Genomic DNA, 26,847 nt, shown 5'->3' with positions numbered 1-26,847 from the left:
ACGTACACACTCAGTGATGCCAATGTATTTTACATCGGACCAAATGGTAATGTTCGTGTGAACTTTAACGATCTGGTAGAGATTTCTCAATTTTATTCGGTTAGTTTAAACCGCAGCCGTTATCAGGATAGTTTTTATACAAACCTAAGCTATAACACACATACAGCAACTTCAGAACTTATCATTCGATATCCTAAAAAGGTTGTGTTTGAAACCAATTTCGCCATAACTGCCAATACACAACAAATTGCAGGCTATAATAACAACATTAAACTTTGGAATGCAGCTGTAACCTATCTTTTCATGAAAAACGACCGGTTACAATTAAAATTAGCGATTAATGATATTTTGCAAAGTAATGTACGTAGATCGGTAGAGATTACGGGAAATAGTGTGATTGATTACCAGACGAATAACTTAGGTAGATATGGAATGTTAACACTCACTTACAATATTCAAAACTTTGGACAGAAAGTGGGTGGCCGACAAACATTCTTCAACTTCTAAAAATTTGAAGATCATTATTCCAAAACACGAGGTCATCTATCTAAGTTAGATGACCTCGTGTTTTAAAAGTTGATGCTAAGCTAAGGTCAGTTTAACCAAATATTGATCTTCGCCATCATCAAATATCATTTCGCAATTCCAGCCTGTTTCTTTTGCAATTGTTTTGATCGTTTCTTCATCAACATAAACCCAGTTGAACCAATTCCCTTTTTCTCCTTTATATTCGTATTGATAAGAAACTTCACCATAATATTGGTTTTGAGGTTTAGGCAGGTCTTCGTAGAGATATGAAATATCAGATGAATCGAAAATTACTTGTCCGCCGGGATGAAGTAAATCTTTTATTCTGATTAGAAAATCTTTGAATCCGGCCAATGTTCCGGTTAGGCCAATGCCGTTCATTAGCATTAAAATGGTATCAAACTTTTCCTGATAGTTGAAAACATCTTGTAGCAAAGCTTTTTTAACCCCACGATCTTTCATAATATTCACGGCTGCCTCCGAAACATCAATGGCAGTTACATCAACATTAAAAGCCTGCAACAGTAGAGCATGACTGCCGACTCCGGCACCAATATCCAACACTTTCCCCTCACACATTTTCAAAGCCTGTAGTTCCAATACAGGCATATCCTCATCATCACGAAAGAAAAATTCTAAAGGCATTTCTTCTGGCTCGCCGTAAGAATTATGCAGCCAAAGTATATCGGCTTCGCCGGTTTTATAAATATCAGTAAGCGCTTTACCAAAAACATCCATAAGGCAAAGATAAAAAAATGGAACATGTATTGGATTACTGTAAAACCAATAAGAATTTTCATTGCGAGGTACGAAGCAATCTCATTCGGTAAAAGATTGCTTCGTGCCTCGTAATAAACAATATGATTTTAAATCTGATAAAATCAGCGGGTTAAAAGATTTCTCCGTTCGGTAGAAATGACAATTTATCCAAGATGAAGTTTATTCCAATTCAAACTCCTGATGGTATTCTGGAATAGCTACATGCTTAAATCCATGATCCTTCAATCTTGTGGCAAAATTTTGCTGAACGTCATATTCACCGTGAACCAAAAACAGCTGTTTTACTTTCGCCGGATCCTGGCAAGAAAGAAATTGCAATAAATCTTCATAATCGCCATGCGCACTCATCGATTTTATAGATTGAATTTCAGCTTTCACTTCATATTCATCTCTAAAAATTTCAACCACTTTTTTACCTGCAATTAACTGTCCGCCCAATGAATTTGGTTCACAGTAGCCTACCATCAAAATGGTGTTTTTCTGATTGCCGATATTGTTTCTGATGTGGTGTTTCACACGTCCGGCATCAGCCATTCCTGAAGCAGAAATAATTACACAAGGTCGCGGATCTTCATTTAACTTTTTCGATTCTTCAACGCTTTCGATAAAGCGTAAACCCTTAAAGCCAAAAATATCATGATCAACCTTTAAGACCTGTTTCACGCCATTGTTGTAAACCTCCGGATGGTTGTGCAAAATTTCAGTGGCCTTGGAAGACAAAGGACTATCTACGTAATATGGAACATCAGGCAGTTTGCCTTTCAACTCCAAACCATTTAAGGCAAAAAGCAACTCCTGTGTTCTGCCCACAGCAAAAGCCGGAATGATGACTTTTCCCTTCTTTACCTTGCAAGTATGGTTAATGATTTCAAAAAGCATGTCCTCAATTGGATCGAGATCTTTGTGTAATGAATCGCCATATGTTGATTCCATTAAAATATAATCTGCCTGATCGAACTGCTGCGGGCTTTTTAAAAGTAAATCACCATAGCGGCCAACATCACCTGAGAAAGTAATTTTCTGGGTTTTCCCATCTTCGGTAATGGTTAAATGTACTGCGGCACTGCCCAGAATATGGCCGGCATCGGTAAATTTTAAACTAATGTGCTCATCGATTTTAAAATCTTCCTCATAAGCAACAATCTTCATCTGGCTTAATGTTTTGGTTACATCTGCATCAGTATAGAGTGCTTCCTCCATCTCTTCTCCTTCTCGCAGGTGCCGGTTAGAAAATTCAGCATCCTGCATCTGAATCTTTGCCGAATCCATCATCAGAATTCTGGATAAATCCATTGTAGCAGGTGTACAAAATATTTTCCCCTCAAAACCATCAGCAACCAATTTAGGCAAAAGGCCACAATGGTCGATATGTGCATGAGATAAAACGAGATAGGTAATTTTTTTCGGATCAAAGCCGAAATAATCATTCAGCTTATCGGTAACATGGCCCATTCCTTGAAACAGTCCACAATCTAATAATATTTGGGTATTATTTTTTAGGGTAATAAGGTGCTTACTTCCCGTAACTGTACGGGCAGCACCGTGAAAGGCAATCTTCATTTAGATGTGGTTAGAATTTGAAATAAAAATGCCGGATATTTCCGGCATTTCCAATTTCGTTAAGCGTTTACTTCAGCAATTTTATCTTTTACCTTATCGGCTACTCCTGAAGCTTTATCAGCTAAGCCAGCTAATTTATCTTTTGATGCATCTAGCAAATCAGCAAAAAAATCTGATACTTTACCTTTTAAATCATTAGTAGAATCTGACGATAATGCTAATGCGATAGTTGCTCCCAATGCTGCTCCGGCTAATACGCCTACTATAATTTTTGTCTCTTTTTTCATGATGTTTGCTATTTAGTAATTAAACATATTTTACCTTGAGGTGTTTTAACTTTTTTTCATCATACAAAAACCAATCCATAATGAAACAAGTATTTTTTATTGATCTTGATAACACTATTTACTTTACCAAACCAAATAAAGAGGTGTTAATGACTGGGCTATATGATCTGTTAGATCAACAAAATTTAAAGATCGATCAAGCAGATTACCAGGCAGCTAAAGATGAGATGTTGCGAACACCATTTTTAAAAGTGGCAGAGAAATACCATTTCCCTAAAGATGTGGTTGATCATACTGTTGAATATCTTGCCAACAGAGAGGTGTTGAAGCCGCTTCAACCAAGCGACGATTACCCCTATATTAAAAGCTTACAAGGCCGGAAATTTATTGTTACGGCGGGCTTTCCAAAACAGCAAAAATCAAAAGTTATCATGTTGGGTATAGCCGATGATTTTGAAGAGGTGCACGTGGTTGATGTTTCTGTATCGAATAAAAAGCAAGCTTTCATTAATTTGATCGAAAAACATAACCTCAACAAAAATGAAATTTTAATCATTGGTGATGACGCAGATTCAGAAATAAAATTTGGCTTAGAACTTGGGATCGAAACTTTCCTGCTGGATCCGGACAATCTTCATCCAAATGCTAAGAGTACTTTTAAAGGAAAAGATTTGAGCAAATTACATCAAGCTGCGGGGCAATAACTACCCATAAAAAAAGCCCCGATTTTCATCGGGACTTTCAATCCATCTATCCTCGTCCACCTCTCGATGGCCTTCCTCCTTCAGAGCCGCTTCTTTCGCCGCCCCCTCTTTGTTGCTGAGGTGCTGCTTCAGTTCTTCTTTGTTCCTGGCGTTGTTGCATTTGTTGTTGCTGTTGCGCCCTTTGTTGTTGCTGCTGCGCATCACGCTGTGCCCTTTGCTGTTCAGCTTGTTGCGAACGTTGTTGCTGCATTTGCTGCTCACGTTGAGCCCTTTGCTGTTCCATTTGCTGAGAACGTTGTTGCTGCATTTGCTCATTACGCTGTGCCCTTTGCTGTTCCATTTGTTGTGAACGTTGCTGTTGCATTTGCTCATTACGCTGTGCCCTTTGCTGTTCCATTTGCTGAGAACGTTGTTGCTGCATTTGCTCATTACGCTGTGCCCCTTGCTGTTCCATTTGCTGAGAACGTTGTTGCTGCATTTGCTCATTACGTTGAGAGTTCTGTTGAGCAGCTTGCTCAGCACGTTGCCGCTGCATTTGTTGCGAACGTTCGTCATTGCCCCTCACTTCACGTTGAGCACGTTGCTGATCCTGGCTCATACGATCTTGCTGGTTGCGTTGCTGGCGTATTTGCTCCGAACGCTGCTGATCCTGACGGCTGTTCACATTTGCATCACCATTTCTTTGCTCAATTCCATTGGTATTTCCACGGCTTGTTCTTCCATTGGCATTGCGATCATAAGCCTCACCGCTATTGTTGGGTTGAATGTCTCTGCCAACGTTTGCATCGTTTCCTCTGCCGTTGCGGTTATCATTTCTTGAACCAAAACGGTTATCGCCATTTCCTCTTTGCTCATTATTGCCACGATTGGCATTGTTATCTCTGCCCCTTTGATCACGATTTGCATAGCCTTCATTTCTGCCGCCCCTGCTAATTCCTGCATTCCCTTGTTCAAATTTTCTTGGAGCAGCATTGCGATTATCAACTGCATTACGTTCCGGCCTTGGTCGGTAAATCGAAACTTCCCTTCCACCTACTCTACTTGCACCCGGGCGATTACTTTGCGCATAACGATAAACCGTTACATCACGATTGGTTGCTCTTCTAATGTCTTCCATTCTCGGGCCGCCATAATAACTTCTTCTGTTGTAAACATAAGTGTTGTTAATGATGGTAGTGTTGCGGATGTAAACATTATTACGGCCGTAATCATATCTTGGAAAGGTATTAATGTAAATATTTCTTTGCGGAATAAAGTTCCAGCAAAATTCTGGTACCACATAACGGCGGCCAAAGCTTAAATTAATGTTAATGCTTGGCGCCATTGGTGCCCAGCCATAATAACCATCACCACTTCTCCAATCAACCCAAGCTGGTCCCCAGTTGGTATCCGGTAACCAAATCCATTGGCGGTAACTATTTATTACCCAACGGCCATAGTGAAATGGAGCCCAACCCCAATCATAATTGGAAACCCAGGTATTGCCATATTCTGTCATAGCCCAACGCCCGTTGGTGTAGTAAGGACGAAATTCATTTTGATCAACATCCGGACGCCATACGTAACCATACTGCGGATCCTGAATCCAAGTTCCGTAGGGACTAAGTTCATCATAAAAGGTTTGCATGGAAATATTCCCCGTACTGTAACCATCATCCTGGTAGCTATCTTGATAGTCTTGTGCCCTGACTAAGGTGGTGGTTCCGACAAGGAGCCCAAAAAGCCCCAGCACAACTGCCGATTTTTTCAGTGTTTTCATTTGTGTGTTTATTTTAATAACCTAACTTGTGTGTATCAATTAGAGAACCAAAAATTAGCAAGGTTTAATATGCATGCATAGTTTTTTAGTTTTCTGCCAAATCATGCCAATTAAGGCATATTTAACTATTATTTAACGTTTTATACACGTGATAATTGTGCAGAATATAAGTCATTCAGAAATAAAATTTGCTACACCACTGTTTACAAAAGAGATTATATCGAACGCTGCTAAAACTTTAAAACTAAAATTCTGTTTATTGTACCTATTTTTGCATCATGCAGAACGGCACTTTATATCTTATCCCTGTTCCTCTTGCTGAAGAGGTAGCACACAAAACCTTTACGCCCTATTTGGTTGATACCATTAACCAAATTGACACCTATATTGTAGAAAACAGTAAAACAGCTCGTCGATTTTTGAAGGAGGCAGGTTTAAAAACACCTCAGAAAGATCTAATTGTACATGATTATGGAAAACATAACCGTACTGACTTAGGGCAGTTTTTTAATGAGCTAAAAGCAGGAAAAGATGTGGGTTTAATGAGTGAAGCGGGTTGCCCTGGAATTGCAGACCCAGGTGCCGATATTGTAGCCGAAGCACACAAACGTGGGATCAAAGTTGTACCCTTGGTTGGCCCAAGCTCAATTTTATTGGCATTAATGGCTTCTGGTTTTAATGGACAGAGTTTTGCCTTCTGGGGATATTTGCCCATTGATAAGGAACAGCGCACCAAACGCATTAAGGATTTAGACTTATCAGCCAGCCGATATAAACAAACCCAAATTTTTATTGAAACGCCATTTCGAAATAATCAACTTTTTGAAGAAGTACTGAAAAGTTGCAAACCTAACACACAAATTTGTGTTGCCAGCAACCTAACCGCCGAGGATGAGTTTATTAAAACCCAAAGCGTATATAACTGGCGCAAGGAGGAAATCGATCTCCATAAAAAACCAACCATATTTTTAATGTATTAAATGAAATGGCCTGTGAAAACAGGCCATTTTGATTATTCCTTTAAAACACGTTAGCATATGGTAAACTTTGCAACTGCAAATAGTTGCATTTACCTGTCCACATAAACTGGATTGCAGCGGTATCGCCCGATTCTTCATCGGGCATTTAGCGGAAAGCCAGACGAACATTAATTTGCCTGCTGATATTGCTTTTCAAATTTTTATCATCTTACGAAATTATATTCACATACAATTTCATCCGATAAAAATTTCCCACATTTTTCGGTGGAAAACTTGATTTTAAAAATCCTTAAATTCCGTAAATCCTGATTAGCTTTGCTTCCTTTAAATTGAAAATCTTAATATGTTAGCTCATCATAAAATTATAGCTGCAGAATTAAAAATTGCAGAAAAACAAGTTACGGCTACAGTAAGCCTGTTAGATGAAGGCGCAACCGTACCTTTTATTTCCCGCTACCGCAAGGAATTAACCGGAAGTTTAGATGAGGTTGAAGTTGCTGCGATCCGCGACAGGGTATTGCAATTACGCGATTTAGATAAACGCCGCGAAGCGATTTTGAAATCGATGACCGAGCTTGGAAAACTGACGCCCGAACTGGAAAAGAAAATTAATGAAGCAGAAACTATTTCACTTTTAGAGGACATATATCTTCCGTACAAACCCAAACGTAAAACACGTGCATCTGTAGCGAAAGAAAAAGGCTTGGAGCCTTTGGCATTGCAAATTTTTGACCAGAAGCACTTTGATTTAGACGCTGAAGCAGATAAATTTATTGATGCTGAAAAAGGAGTAAATTCTTTAGCAGAGGCATTAGCAGGTGCTAGAGACATTATCGCTGAAATGATTTCTGAAAATGCCGAAGCCCGTACCAAAATGCGCACTTACTTTCAGGAAAAGGCAGAATTTAAATCGGAAGTAATTAAAGGAAAAGAAGAAGAAGGCATTAAGTACAAGGATTATTTTGAATGGAATGAGCCTGTTAAAACTGCTGCATCGCACCGTGTTTTGGCGATGCGCCGTGGCGAGAAAGAGTTAATTTTACGTTTAGATGCTTTGCCGCCAGCCGAAGGCGCAATCGAAATGCTGGAAAATCAATTTGTGCTAGGCAACAATGCCGCATCGAAACAAGTTCAGCAAGCATTAGAAGATGGTTACAAGCGTTTGCTGGAGCCCGCAATGGAAACCGAACTTCGGGTATTAACCAAACAGAAAGCCGATGAAGAAGCCATTCGGGTTTTTGCAGAAAATGCCCGCCAGTTGTTATTAGCTGCACCAATGGGACAGAAAAATGTATTGGCTATTGATCCAGGATTCCGTACAGGCTGTAAGGTTGTTTGTTTAGATAAGCAAGGCCAGCTTTTGGAAAATACAGCCATTTACCCGCACACCGGCCAAGGCAATGTGAAGAATGCCGAGATAACCATTCAACAGCTTTGCGAAAAACACAAGGTAGAGGCCATTGCCATTGGTAATGGAACTGCGGGCAGAGAAACTGAAGCATTTATCCGTGCTCTGAATTTACCACAAGTAACCATTGTAATGGTTAATGAAAGTGGTGCATCTATTTATTCTGCATCGGAAGTAGCGAGAGAAGAGTTTCCAACGCAAGATATTACCGTTCGTGGTGCTGTTTCTATCGGTCGCCGTTTGATGGATCCACTGGCAGAATTGGTAAAAATCGATCCGAAATCGATAGGTGTTGGGCAATACCAGCATGATGTTGATCAAAATAAATTACAGGCCAGTTTAGATGATACGGTTATTAGTGCGGTAAATGCTGTTGGAGTGGAGTTGAATACGGCATCGAAACAAATCCTGGCTTACGTTTCTGGCTTAGGGCCAACTTTAGCGCAAAACATTGTTGATTACCGGAATAGTAATGGCGCTTTCAAAAACCGGGAAAGCTTAAAGAAAGTGCCTCGCCTGGGTGATAAAGCCTATGAGCAGGCAGCTGGTTTCTTACGCATCCGTCATGCTGACAATGTTTTAGATATGAGTGGCGTGCATCCGGAGCGATATGCGGTAGTTGATAAAATGGCTAAAGATTTAGGCACAACAGTTTCTGCTTTGATGAAAGATACACAATTGCAAAAGCAAATTAAGCCACAACAATATGTTACTGATGAAATAGGTTTGCCAACGTTAAACGACATTCTAAAAGAGCTGGCCAAACCTGGCCGCGATCCGCGAGAAGCGTTCGAAGCTTTTAGCTTTACAGATGGCGTAAATGAAATCGGCGATTTGAGAATAGGCATGAAACTGCCTGGAATTGTAACCAACATCACCAATTTCGGTGCCTTTATTGATATTGGCGTGCATCAGGATGGTTTAGTACACACCAGCCAACTGGCTAATCGCTTTGTGGCCAATCCAAATGATGTTGTTAAAGTACATCAGAAAGTTGAAGTTACCGTTATGGAAGTTGATGCTGCCCGCAAGCGAATTTCTTTATCGATGAAAACTGAAAACAGTCCAAAATCGGGAGACAAGGTTCCGAAGCCGGAAAAAGCAAGGAATAAGGAACAACCAGTGAACAACAGCTACCAGAGAACGAAGAATTTTGCTCCAAAACCGCAGCAGGTAAAAAAAGATGCCGATGGCGATTTGCAGGAGAAATTAGCAAAGCTGAAAAGCTTGTTTAAATAGGCAAATACTTAGGCTCAATCAGGCATGACAACAAAAAAAGGAGAAATCTTAATTGCAATATTCAGCGATTAAAGATTTCTCCTTTTGTATTTGATCAAAACTTAGTGTTGATTAATAATCGTATTTATGCGTATAATCAGTTGTAGAAGTTACCGTAAAGTTTTGATCATTTGTAACGACTTGTCCATTTACTTCAGCTTTATAGCTCACTTTAAATGAAGGATTTGTAGCACCTGGATTTAAACATTGTTGACTGGTTGTAACTAATCTTAAAGGTGTTGTACTTTCAATTACGTAAGTTTTTGTAGCGCCTAAAAAATCGTTTTTTCCTAGAGAGATGGCTGTTTCATTGTTTTTGGTTACACCATTAACTTTCCAAATGGTTTTTGCATTGTCAAGGCTTCCACCTACAAAAACGAATGATACGTAATCTTGCTCTTCTACTCCATCAACAGTTACAGTGAATTTAAAGTTTTTGTTCTCCGTATCGGTTGGCATTTCATTGCTTTCTTTTTTACAAGAAAACAAAATTGTTAAAGTTAGTAACGGCAGAATAGTAAAGAGAACTTTTTTTAAGTTTTTCATGGATTAAAATGTTAGGATGATTAATTATTTTTTTCCAAAAAATCAACAATTATGCCAACAGAAACCCATCAAAAGCCAGTCAATACGCAGAAGATAAGGAACTTAACCTTAACTGACAGAAAACCAGCGTTAAACAAATTAAGAATAATTAATTTGAAAACTAAAAATCTAGTGCATTAAACTGAATATATTGCAAAATATAGTGAACTAATATTTATACAATCAATAAAACGATTTATCAATATACGATTCAATATTTTTTGAAATGGTGCTCCGTTTAAAGATTTGCAAACTTATCCTTATGTTCCAACCTTGTTTTCGGTAAACTTTCAGGATAATTATTTTGGATAAAAGTGATCATGGCTTCGCGTACATTGCAACGCAAATCAAAGGCTCTTGATGAATTAGAAGCACTCATCAAAAACCTGATCTCAATTGATCCGTCTTTATTCGTATCGGTAACCTGAACCACATTTACTCGTTTATCCCAAAGGGGATTAGTTGTTAAAAGCCTTGTTAACTCCTGGCGCAAGGGTTCAATAGGAATGGTATAATCCATATATAAAAACACGGTTCCGAGTAAATCTGCCGAAACCCTTGTCCAGTTTTGGAAGGGTTTTTCAATGAAGTAGGTAATGGGCAAAATCAATCTCCGCTGATCCCAGATACTCACCACAACGTAAGTCAGGGTTATTTCTTCCACTCTTCCCCATTCTCCTTCAACAATTAATACATCATCAATCCGGATGGGCTGTGTAAAAGCGATCTGAAAACCTGCCAGTAAATTTCCCAGAGATTTTTGTGCAGCGAAACCGATAATAATTCCACCAATTCCAACCCCTGTAAGTAAACCTGCACCAATTTTACGCATACTTTCGAAACTCAACAAAATGATAGCGGCAGTAATTAAAATGATCAGCGAAACAATGAACTTTCTTACAAACTGGAGCTGTGTACGGATTTTTCTTTCTTTCAGATTATTTTCTTTATTGAGATCATATTTGAGATAAAAAAAGTCTTCCAGAACGTTAATCAACCTGATTAATATGAGTGCAAAAATTGCAGTAAGCGCAATTTCGAGCATTTTATCAAGGTGCAATCGAACCGAAGCCGGCATCACCATAATATCAAGTGATGAATTTAGTAAGAGCAAAGGAATGAACACCGCAACTGGTCTGCGAAGATGTTTGATGGTAGATTTTATAATCACAGAATCCCACCAGCGGGAAAGCATAATAAAGATTTTATGAATGATAAATTTAATAAGTAGTCCGAGTAAAATTGCGGCTATCCCAATAATTAAGTTCTTGATAAAAATAGGAATAGGATAACCGAAAAAATGGTCGAGATACTGCATAAAAGTAATTTGTTGGTTAAATATTAGCGCTTGTATTTATTTAACAACAACACTTATGCTTTGTTTCAGAAAGAAAAAATAGGCGAGATTAGGAGCGTTACACTTTAAAATTTAGGAATCAATACAATGGTCTAATCCCACATTTTTTACAGATTTGTCACGTTGAGCTTGTCGAAACGCCAAAACGAATCTCCAACAAGCTCAGACTGACAAAAACTGGATAGAAGACTGTTTAAATTTGTGCGACAAATTCTTTTATTGAAGTGCCAGGGTTATTGGTTTTCATGAAGTTCTCGCCGATTAAAAAGCCATTGAATCCAGCGGTTTTCAGTTCTTTAATGGTTTGAGGATTGCTGATGGCACTTTCGGAGATTTTCAAAAATTCATCAGGAATACGATTAACCAAATCAAAAGAAGTTTGAATATCTACCGTAAAATCTGCCAGGTTTCTGTTATTGACGCCAATGGCATCCAAATTTGGACAAATACTTCTTTCCAGTTCCTCCAGATTATGGACTTCCAACAAAACATTCAATCCTAAATTTTGTGCAAACTTGCCAAAATCATTAATTTGTTTTGGCGTCAGAATCGCTGCAATTAGTAAAATGATATCAGCACCCCAGGCTTTTGCTTCTAAAATCTGGTATTCATCAATCATAAAATCCTTACGAAGAATGGGGATCTGATTTACCGCTCTCGCTGCTAAAATATCATCAGTTTTTCCGCCAAAAAAATCGACATCGGTTAACACAGACAGCGCAGATGCGCCAGCATTATTGTAGGCCTGGGTAACCTCCGCGACGTCAGCAACACCATTGATCAAACCTTTTGATGGAGAACGTCGTTTAAACTCTGCAATAATTCCGGTTCTGTCTTCAGCCAACAAAAACTCTTTAAAAGAATAAGGCGTACGTTTGAAATAATCAGCTTTTTCTAAATCCTGAACAGATATCAGTCGCTTTGCATCAGCAACTTCTTCTTTTTTCCGTAATACGATTTTATCTAAAATATTCATTTTTTCCAATTTACCGTCACTGCGAGGCACGAAGCAGTCTATCTAAATGAGATTGCTTCGTGCCTCGCAATGACGAAATTATTAAGAAGTCAACCAATTCTCCATCATCTGTTTACCATGCTCGGTCAGCACACTTTCAGGATGAAACTGTACCCCGCGAACATCCAGGCTTTCATGTCTCAAAGCCATTATCTCACTTTTGTGATCTCTGGCCGTAATCTTCAAACAAGATGGAAAATTCTCTTTACTCACTACCCAACTGTGGTAACGACCAACATTTATCGTTTGCGGACATTCCCAAAATAGTGGTTCATCGCCATCCACAACGGTAACTGGTGTAGCGATACCGTGCATCGGTCTGCCCAGGTTTAATAGTGTTCCACCAAACGCTTCAGCAATGGCCTGCTGACCTAAACAAACTCCAAAAATACTCTTTGTTGGTGCATAAGTTTTGATCACATCCAATAATAATCCAGCCTCTTCAGGGATACCCGGTCCAGGTGAAAGCAAAATTTTGTCGTATTGCGCTACATCAGCCAGTTCGAATTTATCATTTCTCCAAACCACTGCTTCGTAACCCACCTCGTTAATTAAATGAACCAGGTTATAGGTGAAACTATCGTAGTTATCGATTACTAGAACAGCCTTTTTATCTTTATTTTCCATTGGTTAATTTTCTATTAAAATCCATCTTCCATCAAATGCCCTCGGCCATTTCTAAAGCCTTACGTAAGGCAGCAATCTTATTGTTCACTTCCTGCATTTCAGTTTCAGGAACTGAATCCGCCACGATACCCGCACCTGCTCGGTAATGCAGTTCGTTATTTTTGCTCATAAACGTCCTGATCATGATGGCATGGTTAAAATCTTCGTTGAAACCCATGAAACCAATTGCGCCGGCATAAAAATTACGTCCCAGCTTTTCATTTTCATCAATTAATTGCATGGCTTTATATTTTGGTGCACCACTCAAGGTGCCTGCCGGATAAGTATCTGCAACCACATTAAAAGCACTTACATTTTCCTGTAAATGACCACTTACTTTACTCACCAAATGAATCAAATGCGAATAATATTGAACTTCTTTGAATGATTTCACCTCTACACGATTGCAATGACGGCTTAAATCATTTCTGGCTAAATCTACCAACATCACATGTTCCGCACTTTCTTTTGGATCTTGCTCTAGCTTTTTAGCCTGTTCTGCATCTTCGATATCATTCCCGCTACGCTTAAAGGTTCCGGCAATTGGAAAAATATTCGCCGTATTGTTTTTAATGGTGATTTGTGCTTCAGGTGATGAACCAAAAAGCTTGAAATTTCCATAATCGAAATAGAATAGGTAAGGCGATGGATTAATCGATCTCAAACATCGGTAAACATTAAATTCATCACCAGAGAAAGCCTGTTTAAAGGCTCTTGACGGCACAATTTGAAATACATCACCACGATAAATGTGTTTTTGCAGTTTCTCTACCAGATCCATAAAGCCCTGATCGGTTAGATTCGAAGTTTCTTCCCCCCGAAGCTGGAATTTGTATTCAGGATAATTTTTATTCTGAATCAGATATTCCATTTTTTCCAATCCCCCCTCCTCTTCTCCCTCAAAGGTATTTTTGAAAAGCGTGATTTCGTTTTTGAAATGATCGATCGCAATGATGTACCGATATAAATGGTATTGCATTTCTGGAATCTCTTCTCCCTCTGGAGTTTCAGAAGTGAATTGAATATCTTCAAAGTGCTGAACCGCATTCCAAGTGAAATAACCAAAAAGCCCGCTTGAGATAAATTTAATTTCAGGCAGTTCAGTTTCTTTAAACTTATCTTTAAAATCTGCGATCTCCTGCATCAGATTTTTGCTTTCTGTAATGCCAACGGTACCATCTGGAAAATATGTTTCTAAACGTTTTCCTTTTAAGATAATTCCCGCAACCGGATCGGCACAAACAAAACTCATTGAATTTTCTCTGCTATGGTAATCTGAACTCTCCAGCAAAATACTGTTTGGATAAACATCACGTAAGCGAAGATAAATACTCACTGGCGTGGTGGTATCGGCAAGTAGTTTTTTGTAAGTAGTATTTATTCTGTACATTTTCTTTACGGTATTTCCGTCATTGCTTCGTGCCTCGCAGTGACGGGATTTATTATTAAAAATAAAAAGCCCGGCGTGTGGTTCTACGCCGGGCTTTAATGGTTCTTTAAGGTTTAGGTTGATAAAAATATTTTCCTCATACGCAGCCGGCGCAATTCTGTTTTGAATTACTTTGCCAAAGCCATGTATGTATATTGTTGATCATGAGCGACAAAAATATAAAGAATTTTGAATAATGGAAATATTTGTGAAATTTCCTGCAACACGTTCAATCCTAAAAAAAGGGAAATCTGCTTTTAAATCAAATTTCCCTTGTAAAATTTAAAATTTATTAATTAAATCTTTATCGAAACGCTATAAGAGCTACCAATAAATGCTTAATTTTTAAGATATCCCAAAAAATGATCTCCCTGGAACATTTTTTGTCATCACCAAAATAGAAACCACAATCAGCACCAAGGCCAATCCGAAGAAAATAGCAATATTACGATGTTTGTCTACAGCATCTGCCACTCTTTTCGATTTTGCATTACCAACAGTAATTAAAACAATGGCAACAATCATCATCGCGGTATGCTCAGCTTTAAAGTATCTGCCAATCGCATCGCTCATTGGCAATTTAGTAAGCGGGCTTAAAAAATAAAGCACTAAGCCAATCAAAAACTGAATGTGTGCACTAATTAGTGTAAACACATTTAATTTACGATTACCTTCTGTGTAATTTTTTTTTCCAAACCAACCCGATAAAGCATTGATAACTGCAATTACTAATAAGATTAATACGATGTAGCGCCATCCAGAGTGCGCAGATTTTAAGATACTATACATTTTTATAAAATATGTTTGTCCAAAAATAGGGATTAATTGTAAAAAATAGGATATTCTGCTCAACCAACGCTAATTTATATTAGTTTTAAACAAAATAAACCCCCAAACTGATCATGAAGAAAATTTTACTCGCTATTGCGATGGTATTTTCTACTACAATTATGTTTGCACAGCAAACTACCTTCCCTGTAAACGGCTCTTTTGATACGCGGCCAGGAATGTTTGCCTTTACAAATGCGACTATAGTAGTAAATGCCAACCAAACCTTAACAAATGCTACACTATTAATCAAAGGACAAACCATCCAGGCAGTTGGCGCTGGTGTTGCTGTACCTAAGGGTTATGTGGTTGTAGATTTGAAAGGAAAATTTATTTATCCCTCATTGGTTGATGCTTTTTCGAATTATGGAATTGCTGAAGCACCCGCCCAGGCCCGGGGCTTTGGCGGACAACGTCAATCTATTTTTGTTTCTACCAAGAAAGGTGCTTACGGCTGGAACGAAGCCATCAGACCTGAAACTTATGTGAAAAATATTTTTTCGGTAGATACCAAAAAAGCTGATGAATTGCGTAAGGTTGGTTTTGGAAGCGTGAATGTAATCAGTCGCGATGGCATTGCCCGTGGTGTTTCTGCAGCGGTAACGCTGAATGAAGGCGCTGATAATGCAGTGATTCTAAAAGATCAAACCGCAGCAAATTACTCTTTCAACAAAGGAACTTCATCAAATGATTATCCTACTTCTTTAATGGGATCAATTGCTTTGTTGCGCCAAACTTATTACGATGCGCAATGGTATGGCAAACAAAAAGAGGAGTACAACATTTCATTGGATGAATTTGGCAAACAACAAACCATCCCTCAAATTTTTGAAGTTGATGGATGGCAGAATGTACTTCGTGCTGATAAAATTGGAAAAGAATTTGGCAAGAAATTCATCATTAAATCTGGCGGCGATGAATATCAACGCATTAACGAAATCAAGGCAACTGGCGCAAGTTTGATCGTTCCGATATCTTTTCCAAAAGCATATGATGTAGAAGACCCTGCGGAAGCCAGAAATGTAACCTTATCACAAATGAAAGGTTGGGAATTGGCTCCAACCAATCCGGCAGCTTTAGAAAAAGCAGGTGTTAATTTTGCACTTACTGCCTTTGGTTTAGAAAACAGCCGCGATTTCTGGACGAATATCCGCACAGCGATTGAAAACGGTTTAACTGAGAAACAAGCTTTATTAGCGGTAACTACAATTCCTGCCAATTTATTGGGAATTGGAGATAAAGTTGGTTCACTGGAAAAAGGCAAAGTGGCTAATTTTTTAATTTCATCGGATAACCTATTTAAAAACGGCAATATCATTTTCGAAAACTGGGTACAGGGAAAACGCTTCATTGTTAATAAAATTGATGTGAGCGATATTCGTGGAACTTATAACCTCAATGTGGATGGCGCTGGCGCTTTAACTCTTAAAATCACCGGAACAGGTGGCGGCTCAACCGCTGCAATTGAAAGAACTGGTGTAGATAGCGTTAAAACCTCGGCTACTTTCACCAGAAGTGGTGACTGGGTAAGCATCAATTTCAATCTGAAGAAAAATCCGAAAGGCGATGTGCGTTTAAGCGGATACATTACTTCTGCCAACCCCATAACCATTAAAGGTGAATCTGCTTTGGCAGATGGATCTACAGGGAAATTTACCGCAACTTTTAAAGAGGCTGCGAAAGAAATGCCTAAAAAAGATGAGCCAAAGCCATCATTAGCGGTGGGTTCGTTAATTTATCCATTCACTGCTTTTGGTGCAACGGAATTACCAAAAGTGGAAACTGTTTTAATCAAAAACGGTACGGTTTGGACGAATGAAAAGGATGGTGTACTGCAAAATGCAGATGTACTATTAGAGAACGGAAAAATTAAAGCTGTAGGAAAAAATCTCTCGGCAGGTGGAGCAAAAGTGATTGATGCCACAGGCAAACACATCACTGCAGGTATTATCGATGAACATTCGCATATTGCTGGCGCTGGTGGTATTAATGAAGGCGCCCAATCTGTTTCTGCAGAGGTTCGCATTGCCGATATCATCAATTCGGAAGATGTAAATATTTACCGCCAACTGGCTGGTGGTGTAACCACTTCTCATATTTTACACGGTTCCGCGAATCCGGTTGGAGGTCAGTCGCAACTGATTAAACTTCGATGGGGTAAATCACCGGAGGAATTAAAGTTTGCTGGCGCTGATGGATTCATCAAATTTGCACTAGGAGAAAATGTGAAGCAAAGTAATTTTGGTACGGGCGCCCGTTTCCCGGTAACCCGTATGGGCGTTGAGCAAACTTTTGTGGATGAATTTACCCGTGCGAAAGAATATGAAAAAGCAATGAAAGTAAAAGGCAACAGCGTTCGCAGAGATTTGGAATTGGATGCGATCGTTGAAATCCTAAACAACAAACGTTTCATTACTTGCCACTCTTACGTACAAAGCGAAATCAATATGTTAATTCATGTTGCTGATAGCCTTGGTTTTAAAATCAATACTTTCACACACATTTTAGAAGGCTATAAAGTGGCTGATAAAATGAAAGCACATGGTATTGCGGGTTCTACTTTCTCAGATTGGTGGGCTTACAAAAATGAGGTTGCTGAGGCCATTCCTTACAATGGAAAAATTATGCACAATGTTGGCGTAACCACTGCTTTCAACTCTGATGATGCAGAAATGGCTCGTCACCTGAACCAGGAAGCTGGCAAATCAGTGCTTTATGGCAATGTTCCGGAAGAAGATGCTTTGAAATTTGTGACTTTGAATCCTGCACGTATGCTTCACATTGACGATAAGGTTGGGAGTTTAAAACCTGGAAAAGATGCCGATGTAGTGATCTGGACTGCTAATCCACTTTCAATTTACGCAAAAGCAGAGAAAACATTTGTTGACGGTATTGCATACTGGGATATTGAAAAAGATGCGCAGGTAATTAAAGCACAGCAAGCAGAAAAAGCCCGTTTGATCCAAAAAATGTTAGAAAGTAAAAGTAAAGGTGGCAGAATGCAACGCCCAATGGGAGATGCACCACGCTTGTACAATTGCGAAACTTTAGAAAATTATTCAGCAGAATTAACCGAGAAAGAACATGCACACTAACATGAAAACATATTTAATGAGTCTGGCTTTTTCGGCAACAAGCCTGATGTGTTTTGCCCAGGCAAACATTTCGCCAGCTAAAAAACAAACTAAAACCATCGCCATTACGGGTGCAACCGTGCACGTAGGCAACGGAACAGTGATTGAAAATGGCACCATTCTTTTCAGCAACGGAAAAATTATTTCGGTTACTGCAAACGGACAGGTGCCACAAGATGATGTAAGCAGAATTGTTGCCACAGGAAAACACGTTTATCCGGGTTTTATTGCCGCTACAACCAATTTAGGTTTAACAGAAATTGAGGCGGTAAAGGCAACTTTGGATTTTCAGGAAATTGGTGATTTCAACTCGCACATTCGCTCTATTGTAGCTTACAATACCGATTCAAAGGTTCCGGCTACATTACGTAGCAATGGAGTACTAATGGCGCAGCCCACTCCACAGGGTGGAACAGTATCTGGAAGTTCATCAGTAGTTCAACTGGATGCCTGGAACTGGGAAGATGCAGCCATAAAAACTGATGACGCCATGCACATGAGCTGGCCGGTTACACCACGTTTCAGAGGTGGGTTCGGTGGCTTCGGCAGACCGCAAATGTCGCCTGAAGCATTAGCTGAAAGAACCCAAGCTGCAATTGCGCAGTTAACCTCTTTCTTCGCAGAAGCAAAAGCCTATTCAGAAATGGGCAAACCTGAGGTAATCAATAATCGCTTCGATGCCATGAAAAAAGTCTTCTCTGGCGAGGAAAAGTTGTTTATCACAGCTGATAGTCAAAAAGATATTGTTGCTGCTGTAAACTTTGCCAAGAAATTCGGCATCACACCCGTAATCACCGGCGCTGATGAAGCTTATTTAATAGTCGATTTCTTAAAAGAAAATAATATCAGTTTGGTGGTAAAACAACCTCACGCCTTGCCAAACAACAATGATGATGATGTAAATATGCCGTATAAAAATGCAGCTGTTTTGGCTAATGCCGGTTTAAATGTAGTATTAAGCATCGATGGTTACTGGCAACAACGGAACCTGCCTTTTATGGCTGGAACAGTTACCGCTTGGGGTTTGGATAAAGAAAAAGCATTATCTACCATTACCCTTAACGCCGCAAAAGTAATGGGCGTTGATAAAATTACCGGGAGCATTGAAACTGGAAAAGATGCTACTTTCTTTATTTCTGCCGGCGATGCTTTGGATATGAGAACCAACAAAGTGGAACAGGCATTTATTCAGGGAAGAGATATCAATCTGGATAATTTGCATAAACAGTTGGATAAGAAGTTCAGCGATAAGTATACAGCTGATAAAAAGTAGGTTCACAATAAGTTAACAGGAACGGCCAATATTAATTATTGGCCGTTTTTTATTTTAACATCAATCCCTAAATCAAACAATTTATAAATCATTTGATAACATAAAATCGAATTTAGCTTAACACTACAACTACAATTTTGCATCATAAAAATCAGAACTAATCATGATGAAACCTGCATGAGCATCAAACAATATTCTGCGAGCTCATGCAAGCTTCATAACCTATTAAAAAATCAAACAATGATGAAAAATTTACTAGTTGCAGTGATGCTACTATTGTCTTTTGCTACCCATTCTGCAATTGCACAAACCACGCAAGCATCCATATCCGGTATTGTAACGGATGAACAAAAGAAACCGATTCCTGGAGTTTCCGTTCAAATTAAAAACAATTCAACTGGTTTTACCACCAGAACATCTACCAAGGCGAATACACTTTTAAAGAACTTCCATTAGGTGGGCCATATACAGTAAAAGCAATTTACATTGGTTATGCTGAACAAAATAGAACCGGTTTTATGCTAAACCAGGGTGATGCTGTAAAAATCGCCATCAACATGCAAGAAACTTCTCAGAATCTGGGTGGCGTTGAGGTTAATGGTTCTGCCCTAAGAAATAAGGCACAACAATTTGGCGCTTCAACAGAGATCTCATCAAAAACAATGAATCTATTGCCAGTAAACGGACGTAACTTTTCTAGTTTGACGGATCTATCGCCTTTGGCTGGCCCAGGTGGTATTTCTGGACAGTTAAGTTCATCTACCAACTTTACCATTGATGGTATGACTGCAAAAAACCCAACTTCATCTGGAAGTACAACCAGCCGAAGCGGTGCACCCTACTCTATCTCAATTGAAAGTGTTCGTGAATTTAAAGTAGTAACCAACCAATACGATGTGAGTTTAGGCCGTTCCGGAGGCGGTACAATCAGTGCAGTAACGAAATCAGGAACAAACGAAACTACAGGTAGTGCGTTTGCATACAACAGAGCAGATTTTTTAGCCAGTAGTTACGATATCAGAGGTAACAAAAGAGTAAACGATTTCTCCACTTATCAATATGGATTTAGTTTAGGTGGACCAATCATCAAAGATAAATTACATTATTTTGCTGCGTGGGATCATCAAAGAGATTCTCGCCCCTTACTAATTGCAGATATTAATTCAGAAGCAGACGAAGCCCGATTTAATATCACAAACAACACCTTAAACAACTTTTTAGCTGTTGCCAGAAACAAATATGGTGTGGCTAACTCTCCACAATTTGGATCTTTTTCTAAAAAAAGAGGTACAGATGCAGGCTTTCTTCGTTTAGATTGGCAAATTGATGAGAAAAATTTATTAACCGTTAGGGACAATTATACCAACGACAGAAATCCATTAGGATTAGCAGATAATACCGGAATTAACTTTTACGAAAGTTACGGTAATGATAAAAATGTTGATAATAGCTTATTGGCTACCTTACGTTCGACCATTAGCAGCAAGGTTACGAATGAATTGAAATTACAACATTTGTATACCTACCAGGCCAGCACGCAAAATGATGAATTAGGTTTTGCCATCCCTAGAGCTGTTGTTTCTAACTTAGAATCGATCACTCCTAGTGGCAGTCGGTTCGCTGCAGTTCAAATTGGTGGACATCGGTTCGGACAAGAGGGTTTTACCAATAACGTTCTGCAATTGGTAGATAATTTTTACTATAACACAGATAAGATCAAATATACTTTTGGTGTAGACATCATGTACACCCATGCAAAATCATTGTATGGTAGTGAAGTTAACGGTCGATTTACATTTAACCGATCGGGTACAGGAGCAACTGCGCAAACAGCCTTACAAAACTTTGATAATTTAATTCCCATCAGCTATTACAGAGAAGTTCCCTTAGTTGATGACCCAACCGTAATTGGTAAGCTATGGAATACAGCAATTTACGGTCAAATGCAAACCAAATTGGGTAAAGGCTTAGATTTTACTGGTGGTTTACGCTTAGATTATAGCAAATATCCAACATCGCCACTTAACCAACAACTGTTTGATGCCATTGGCGTAAGAACAGATCACAAATTAAAGCAGTTTTTAATTCAACCTCGTATTCAGTTTAACTGGGACGTGAATGAAAAACATACCGACTATGTTCGCTTAGGTGCCGGAATTTTCGGATCGGATGTGAACAATTATGTAACCATTAATAACCTAACGTTTGATGGTAAACACTTCGCTACAGTTGACGTTACCGGAACCGGCGTGCCTACTCCAAACTTTATTGGTTACAGAAATGGAACTGCAACAGCACCAACTTTACCAGGATTACAAATCCCTACCATCAATACTTACGCAGAGGACGCTAAAATACCAGTTGTGTATAAAGCCAACTTATCGTATAATAAATTAATAAATGATAAAATAAGAATAGGTATTACGGGTTACGCTACATTAGCACGTAATAACTATATGTATGTGGATAGAAATATGGTTGCCAATCCATTCTTCACATTATCAAATGAAGGGAATAGAGGTGTGTATGTACCTGCGAATACAATTATTGCTGGTAATGGTACTACTGATTGGAAAACAGGCCGCTTAACCAATGCATTCGGTAGGGTGTTAGAAATGAACAGTAAAGGTAAAGTAAATCAATTTGCCGTTGTTGTAGATGGTACCTGGAAATACTTTAAAGATGGAGAAATTTCAGCAAGCTTTACCTGGAATGATGCAAAAGACAATACATCTTTCAATGGTAATGTGGCCAACTCAGCTACCCTATCACTACCAGTGGTAGATGACCCAAGGAACTTAAGCAATATGACTTATTCAAATGGTCAATTCAGAAACAAAGTGGTAGTTTATGGAACACTACCATCATTCTATGGCATTAAGGCAGGTATCCGCTATTCGGGAATCGGTGGCACGAGATATAGTTTATTATCTGGTGGAAATACCAACGGCGATTTTGTAGCAACAAATGATTTGGCGTATATTTTCAATACATCAAATACAAATGTACCAGCGGCACTTAGAACTGCCTTACAAACATTATTGGCAAATGGCGACGCGAGCCAAAGCTTAAAAGATTATATCACAAAATACGAAGGTACTTTTGCGGAACGTAATGGAGGTATCAATGGCTTTTATGGTACGTTCGATTTAAGATTAGCCTATCAGTTTAAATTTGGCTCAAATAAGAAACAAAGCCTGGAAATTTCGGGCGACTTATTTAACGTAGCCAACTTGTTTAAGAAAACCTGGGGTACATCAGAAACTTTAGGTACGCAAGCACTTTATGCGGTTACTGGTTTTGATGCTGCAAGTTCGAACTATAACTACCGTTTAAATAACACAGGTGTTGTCATTCCAACAGGTAACCCATGGCAGGCACAAATTGGCTTGAGATACGGATTTTAGTCATCGCAAGATAGGCTGTATCTTTCCGAAAAGTCATAAAAAAAGGGATGGGTTTTTATCCATTCCCTTTTTTTATGTTTGCATTACAAACAACAAAACTTTAATGGGATTATTATTAGACTACCTGAAAAACCACAAGTGGATTGTGGTTCTGGCGTTATTGCTTGCAGGTTTAAATATTGGCTTTTCACTTTTAGATCCATATATCACCGGTAGGATTTTAGACCGTTTTATTAACCAAAAAGATAAATTAACCTATAGCCAATACCTTTGGGGCTCTTTAGGATTAATCGGACTAGCCATTGGCGCAGCAATGATTTCTCGTGTGGCTAAAAATTTTCAGGATTATTTTACCAGTGTTATCGTTCAAAAAGTGGGCGCTAAAATGTATGCCGATGGTTTGCAGCATTCTCTAAAATTACCTTATCAAGTTTTTGAAGATCAGCGCAGTGGCGAAACCTTAGGCATTTTGCAAAAGGTGCGTTTGGATTCTGAAAAATTTATCACCTCTTTCATCAGTATCTTATTTGTAAGTTTGATTGGGATGATTTTCGTTATCGTATACTCTGTTTCCATCAGTTATAAAGTCACATTGGTTTATTTTACAGCCATCCCAATCATCAGTTTTGTAAGTTGGTTTTTAAGCCGTAAAATTAAGGCCATTCAACGCTCTATTGTTGGCGAAACTACTGCTTTAGCGGGTTCCACTACAGAATCTTTGCGGAACATCGAACTGGTAAAAAGTTTGGGTTTGGCCGATCAGGAAATTGATCGTTTGAACAAAACCACCTATAAAATTTTAGGTCTGGAATTGAAGAAAGTGAAATATGTGAGAAGCATGAGCTTTGTTCAAGGAACCACTGTGAATTTAGTGCGAAGCACGATGATCTTAGTTTTGTTGCTGCTTATTTTCGATAACGACATTACTGCAGGTCAGTATTTAACTTTCCTTTTTTATTCATTCTTCCTTTTCGGTCCGTTGCAGGAATTGGGAAACGTAATTTTGGCCTGGCGTGAGGCAGAAGTTTCTTTAGGCAATTTTAAAAAGATTTTGAGTACGCCAATTGATAAGAAACCAGTAAACCCGATCTCTATTCAGAAGATAAAAGATTTAACTTTTAGTAATGTTGGTTTTAAACACCAAACTGCGAACAGAAACGCATTGGAAAACATTTCATTTAAAACGCAGAGCGGACAAACCATCGCATTTGTTGGTCCATCAGGGGCAGGAAAATCTACCCTGGTAAAATTATTGGTGGGTCTTTATCCAGCTAAGGAAGGTAAAATTTTATATAACGGCACACCAAGTGATGATATTGATTTAGATGCTTTGCGTGAGAAAATTGGTTTTGTAACGCAAGATACTCAGCTATTTTCCGGAACAATCAGAGAGAACTTACTTTTTGTAAATCCAACCGCAACTGATGATGAGTGTTATAAAGTATTAAATCAAGCTGCATGTCAAACCCTATTGACCAGAGCAGATAAAGGTTTAGATTCGTTGATTGGCGAAGGCGGTGTTAAAGTTTCCGGAGGTGAAAAGCAACGCTTATCAATCGCCAGAGCATTACTTCGTCAGCCAGATATTTTGGTTTTCGATGAGGCAACATCTTCATTGGATTCAATTACGGAAGAAGAGATTACTAAAACCATTCGCTCGGTCTCCAATCTTACCGACCATATGACGATTTTAATTGCCCACCGTTTATCGACCATTAAACATGCAGATGTAATTTACGTGTTGGAGAAAGGCCACATTATCGAGCAAGGATCGCATGAAGCCTTAATCGCTCAAAATGGATTATACCAAGCCATGTGGCGTCAACAAATTGGCGAAAGAATTGTTGAGGTATAATAAAACTTCATCCTATGTTAGTAGCACAAATTGAAAGCAACGAAATCGGTATAATTATTATAATTGGTGCCATCCTTTGGCTGGCACTAATTTTAACTGCGCTTTATCATATATCACGGAACAAAACCATGCTTTTCCCCGTAAAAGCATTATGGTTTATCATCATATTACTTGCGCCTTTTTTAGGCTCAATAATTTACTTGATCTGGGGAAAGAACAGAAAATTTTGATCTAGTAATCGGCTACAAAATAAGGATTTGGAAAGCAAGTTCAGTTTTCTTAGGTTGGTTTCTGTCCCGCTGTGCCATCGGGTTTAGTTTGCAAAGTCACTCGCTTTTTTGATCGTATTGCCTACCCAACGGAAAATAAAGTGCTCTAGGCTTTCTAAGCTTGCGTTCGTTTGTAACGAGCGCACCAATAACTTAACGATTCCATCGTTTATCAGCAGAATAGTTTCCTAAATAAACCTGACTGAACGGAAATACTTTTAAAACAGCAGTAGACTTGAATAAGCTTTCATGCTGAGGCACGAAGCACCTGCAACCGATGAAACAAATGCTTCGTGCCTCAGCACGACAGTTGTTTTTAAAAGATTGGAGGAAAGGCAGGAACAAACTTAAATATAAGCAGCAGTTGGCTTTCCAATAAATACTAAACTTTCGCGGTTTGTTCGTTTATATCCTGCAAGCTTAACTTTGTTAATGATTTTGTCTTTAGCCACGTAATTCCTGCGATGGCAATGGTCATACTGCCGCCAAAAACTACTGCAGGAACCAGCCTCATATATTTCGCCGTTAAGCCTGATTCAAATTCGCCAATTTCGTTAGATGAGCCGATGAACATACTGTTTACTGCCGATACACGACCACGCATATGATCTGGCGTAAGCAACTGCATAATGGTTTGCCGGATGATTACGCTTACACTATCAAACGACCCCTCAAGAAATAAAAAGAAAAGGGTGAGGTAGAAGTTTCTGGAAAGTCCGTAGCAAATGATGCTCAAACCAAATCCTGTAACAGCAATTAACAGGTTTCGCCACGGTTTTCCCATTGGAGAAAATCTGGTCATTAAGAGCATAGTGATGACTGCACCAGAAGATGCCGCACCCCTCATCATGCCCAATCCGAAAGACCCTAAATGGAATACATCTTTTGCAAAAATTGGAAGCAAGGCTACAGCACCGCCAAAAAACACAGAAAACAAATCCAAACTCATGGCCCAAACCATCATTTTGGTTTTGAATACAAACTGAATTCCCTCCTTTAAACTGTGAAAAATATTTTGTGTGGGCGCAAACGTTGCTGGGTGTTTTTTAAATGTGAAGATGCAGATTAGCGATACCGATACTAAAAATACAATTACACTGTAAGCTGCAGTAATTCCCCAAAGCCAGTTGATCAATCCTCCTAAAAGCGGACCAATAATGGTAGCCAATTGCCAGCTACTGCTATTCCAGGTACTTGAATTAGGATAAAGTTCTTTAGGAATAATATTGGCCATTAATGAAAAGGTAGCAGGTCCGAAAAAACCTCTCGCTAAACCGATACAAAAAACCAAACCATACATAATCAGCACGATGAGATCTTCTTTCAAATGCAGGTATTTACTGGTAATGATAAGCATCAACACCGACGCCAGCCAAACGCCTGAAAATATCTTAATCAGCAAACCACGCTTTTCGCTTTTATCGGCAATGTAACCGCCGTAGAGTGCTATACCAATTGCAGGAATGGCCTCACATAACCCAACCAGACCCAGCTTTAATGGATCATGCGTTAGCTCATAAATATGATAACCGATTACCACAGCCTGCATTTGGTAAGCAAGTGTGAAAAAGAAACGCATGCCTAAAAACGACCTAAATTCTTTAAAGCGAAGCGCTGCAAAAGGATCTTGTTTAACGATTATGGGGTTGGAGTCTGAATCTGCCACTGGAAAATATTTATGCAAAACTAAGGTTTGAAAAATGAAAACCGCAATGGAAATAGAACACCATTAGAAACGTTACCTG

Annotated in this window: 21 protein-coding genes; 10 read left to right on the top strand and 11 right to left on the bottom strand. The window is 39.0% G+C overall.

All coding sequences use genetic code 11. From position 1 onward, the window contains the following. A partial coding sequence (locus ON09_RS04075; RefSeq protein ID WP_010599787.1) for an outer membrane beta-barrel protein occupies window positions 1-507 on the top strand: 507 nt, incomplete at its 5' end. 75 nt (window positions 508-582) lie between these two features. On the opposite strand, the gene ON09_RS04070 is transcribed toward ON09_RS04075, so the two are convergent. From ON09_RS04070 to ON09_RS04060, 3 genes are all read right to left on the bottom strand, one after another. Beyond that, window positions 583-1,266 carry a class I SAM-dependent methyltransferase gene (locus tag ON09_RS04070; protein WP_010599786.1) on the bottom strand — a complete coding sequence of 228 codons (684 nt, stop codon included), beginning with the start codon at window positions 1,264-1,266 and terminating at the stop codon, window positions 583-585. A 201-nt stretch (window positions 1,267-1,467) separates the two neighbouring features. Next, window positions 1,468-2,868: an MBL fold metallo-hydrolase RNA specificity domain-containing protein gene (locus ON09_RS04065; RefSeq protein ID WP_010599785.1), complete on the bottom strand. Its 1,401-nt coding sequence runs from the start codon at window positions 2,866-2,868 to the stop codon at window positions 1,468-1,470. A 59-nt stretch (window positions 2,869-2,927) separates the two neighbouring features. After that, entirely contained in the window at window positions 2,928-3,155 is a 228-nt protein-coding gene (locus ON09_RS04060; RefSeq protein ID WP_010599784.1) for a YtxH domain-containing protein, read from the bottom strand. An 80-nt stretch (window positions 3,156-3,235) separates the two neighbouring features. Between ON09_RS04060 and ON09_RS04055 the strand changes: the two genes are divergently transcribed. Next, window positions 3,236-3,859, top strand: a complete 624-nt coding sequence (locus ON09_RS04055) for an HAD family hydrolase (RefSeq protein ID WP_010599783.1) — start codon at window positions 3,236-3,238, stop codon at window positions 3,857-3,859. 46 nt (window positions 3,860-3,905) lie between these two features. On the opposite strand, the gene ON09_RS24065 is transcribed toward ON09_RS04055, so the two are convergent. Beyond that, window positions 3,906-5,618, bottom strand: coding sequence for a DUF6600 domain-containing protein (locus ON09_RS24065; RefSeq protein WP_010599782.1), 1,713 nt, complete (start codon window positions 5,616-5,618; stop codon window positions 3,906-3,908). A 278-nt stretch (window positions 5,619-5,896) separates the two neighbouring features. Between ON09_RS24065 and ON09_RS04045 the strand changes: the two genes are divergently transcribed. Together ON09_RS04045 and ON09_RS04040 are read left to right on the top strand one after the other, a co-directional pair. Then, window positions 5,897-6,598, top strand: coding sequence for an SAM-dependent methyltransferase (locus tag ON09_RS04045; RefSeq protein WP_010599781.1), 702 nt, complete (start codon window positions 5,897-5,899; stop codon window positions 6,596-6,598). Between the two features lie 343 nt (window positions 6,599-6,941). Next, a complete protein-coding gene (locus tag ON09_RS04040) occupies window positions 6,942-9,245 on the top strand; it encodes a Tex family protein (protein WP_010599780.1) in 2,304 nt (767 codons plus the stop codon). Between the two features lie 111 nt (window positions 9,246-9,356). Here the strand turns inward: ON09_RS04040 and ON09_RS04035 are convergent, their stop codons facing one another. The 6 genes from ON09_RS04035 to ON09_RS04010 form a co-directional block, all read right to left on the bottom strand. Continuing rightward, window positions 9,357-9,830: a hypothetical protein gene (locus ON09_RS04035; protein ID WP_010599779.1), complete on the bottom strand. Its 474-nt coding sequence runs from the start codon at window positions 9,828-9,830 to the stop codon at window positions 9,357-9,359. A 277-nt stretch (window positions 9,831-10,107) separates the two neighbouring features. Beyond that, window positions 10,108-11,064 carry a mechanosensitive ion channel family protein gene (locus tag ON09_RS04030; protein ID WP_238533598.1) on the bottom strand — a complete coding sequence of 319 codons (957 nt, stop codon included), beginning with the start codon at window positions 11,062-11,064 and terminating at the stop codon, window positions 10,108-10,110. 355 nt (window positions 11,065-11,419) lie between these two features. Then, entirely contained in the window at window positions 11,420-12,202 is a 783-nt protein-coding gene (gene trpC, locus ON09_RS04025) for an indole-3-glycerol phosphate synthase TrpC (protein WP_010599777.1), read from the bottom strand. A gap of 81 nt (window positions 12,203-12,283) precedes the next feature. Then, entirely contained in the window at window positions 12,284-12,868 is a 585-nt protein-coding gene (locus tag ON09_RS04020) for an anthranilate synthase component II (RefSeq protein ID WP_010599776.1), read from the bottom strand. 31 nt (window positions 12,869-12,899) lie between these two features. Continuing rightward, window positions 12,900-14,297 (bottom strand): anthranilate synthase component I family protein, encoded by a 1,398-nt coding sequence (locus ON09_RS04015; protein WP_010599775.1) that lies wholly within the window; start codon window positions 14,295-14,297, stop codon window positions 12,900-12,902. 384 nt (window positions 14,298-14,681) lie between these two features. Beyond that, window positions 14,682-15,125: a hypothetical protein gene (locus ON09_RS04010; RefSeq protein ID WP_010599774.1), complete on the bottom strand. Its 444-nt coding sequence runs from the start codon at window positions 15,123-15,125 to the stop codon at window positions 14,682-14,684. A gap of 113 nt (window positions 15,126-15,238) precedes the next feature. On the opposite strand from ON09_RS04010, the gene ON09_RS04005 reads away from it, so the two are divergent. From ON09_RS04005 to ON09_RS26765, 6 genes are all read left to right on the top strand, one after another. After that, the gene (locus ON09_RS04005; RefSeq protein ID WP_010599773.1) at window positions 15,239-18,259 is read left to right on the top strand and encodes an amidohydrolase family protein; all 3,021 of its coding nucleotides are present in this window, start codon (window positions 15,239-15,241) and stop codon (window positions 18,257-18,259) included. A gap of 1 nt (window position 18,260) precedes the next feature. After that, window positions 18,261-19,571: an amidohydrolase family protein gene (locus tag ON09_RS04000; protein ID WP_039841825.1), complete on the top strand. Its 1,311-nt coding sequence runs from the start codon at window positions 18,261-18,263 to the stop codon at window positions 19,569-19,571. Between the two features lie 240 nt (window positions 19,572-19,811). Then, window positions 19,812-20,027 (top strand): carboxypeptidase-like regulatory domain-containing protein, encoded by a 216-nt coding sequence (locus tag ON09_RS25855; RefSeq protein WP_238533597.1) that lies wholly within the window; start codon window positions 19,812-19,814, stop codon window positions 20,025-20,027. Window positions 20,028-20,089: 62 nt separating this feature from the next. Beyond that, window positions 20,090-22,978 (top strand): outer membrane beta-barrel protein, encoded by a 2,889-nt coding sequence (locus ON09_RS03995; protein ID WP_238533596.1) that lies wholly within the window; start codon window positions 20,090-20,092, stop codon window positions 22,976-22,978. 103 nt (window positions 22,979-23,081) lie between these two features. Further along, a complete protein-coding gene (locus ON09_RS03990) occupies window positions 23,082-24,833 on the top strand; it encodes an ABC transporter ATP-binding protein (RefSeq protein WP_010599771.1) in 1,752 nt (583 codons plus the stop codon). Window positions 24,834-24,847: 14 nt separating this feature from the next. Continuing rightward, window positions 24,848-25,063 (top strand): PLDc N-terminal domain-containing protein, encoded by a 216-nt coding sequence (locus ON09_RS26765; protein ID WP_010599770.1) that lies wholly within the window; start codon window positions 24,848-24,850, stop codon window positions 25,061-25,063. Window positions 25,064-25,484: 421 nt separating this feature from the next. On the opposite strand, the gene ON09_RS03980 is transcribed toward ON09_RS26765, so the two are convergent. After that, window positions 25,485-26,768: an MFS transporter gene (locus ON09_RS03980; RefSeq protein WP_039841817.1), complete on the bottom strand. Its 1,284-nt coding sequence runs from the start codon at window positions 26,766-26,768 to the stop codon at window positions 25,485-25,487. Between the last annotated feature and the right edge of the window lie 79 nt (window positions 26,769-26,847).

The sequence above is a fragment of the Pedobacter agri PB92 genome (genome assembly GCF_000258495.1).
Classification (GTDB): domain Bacteria; phylum Bacteroidota; class Bacteroidia; order Sphingobacteriales; family Sphingobacteriaceae; genus Pedobacter; species Pedobacter agri.
Note: the sequence above shows the minus strand (reverse complement) of the source record. Positions and strands in the feature narration are given on the sequence as shown.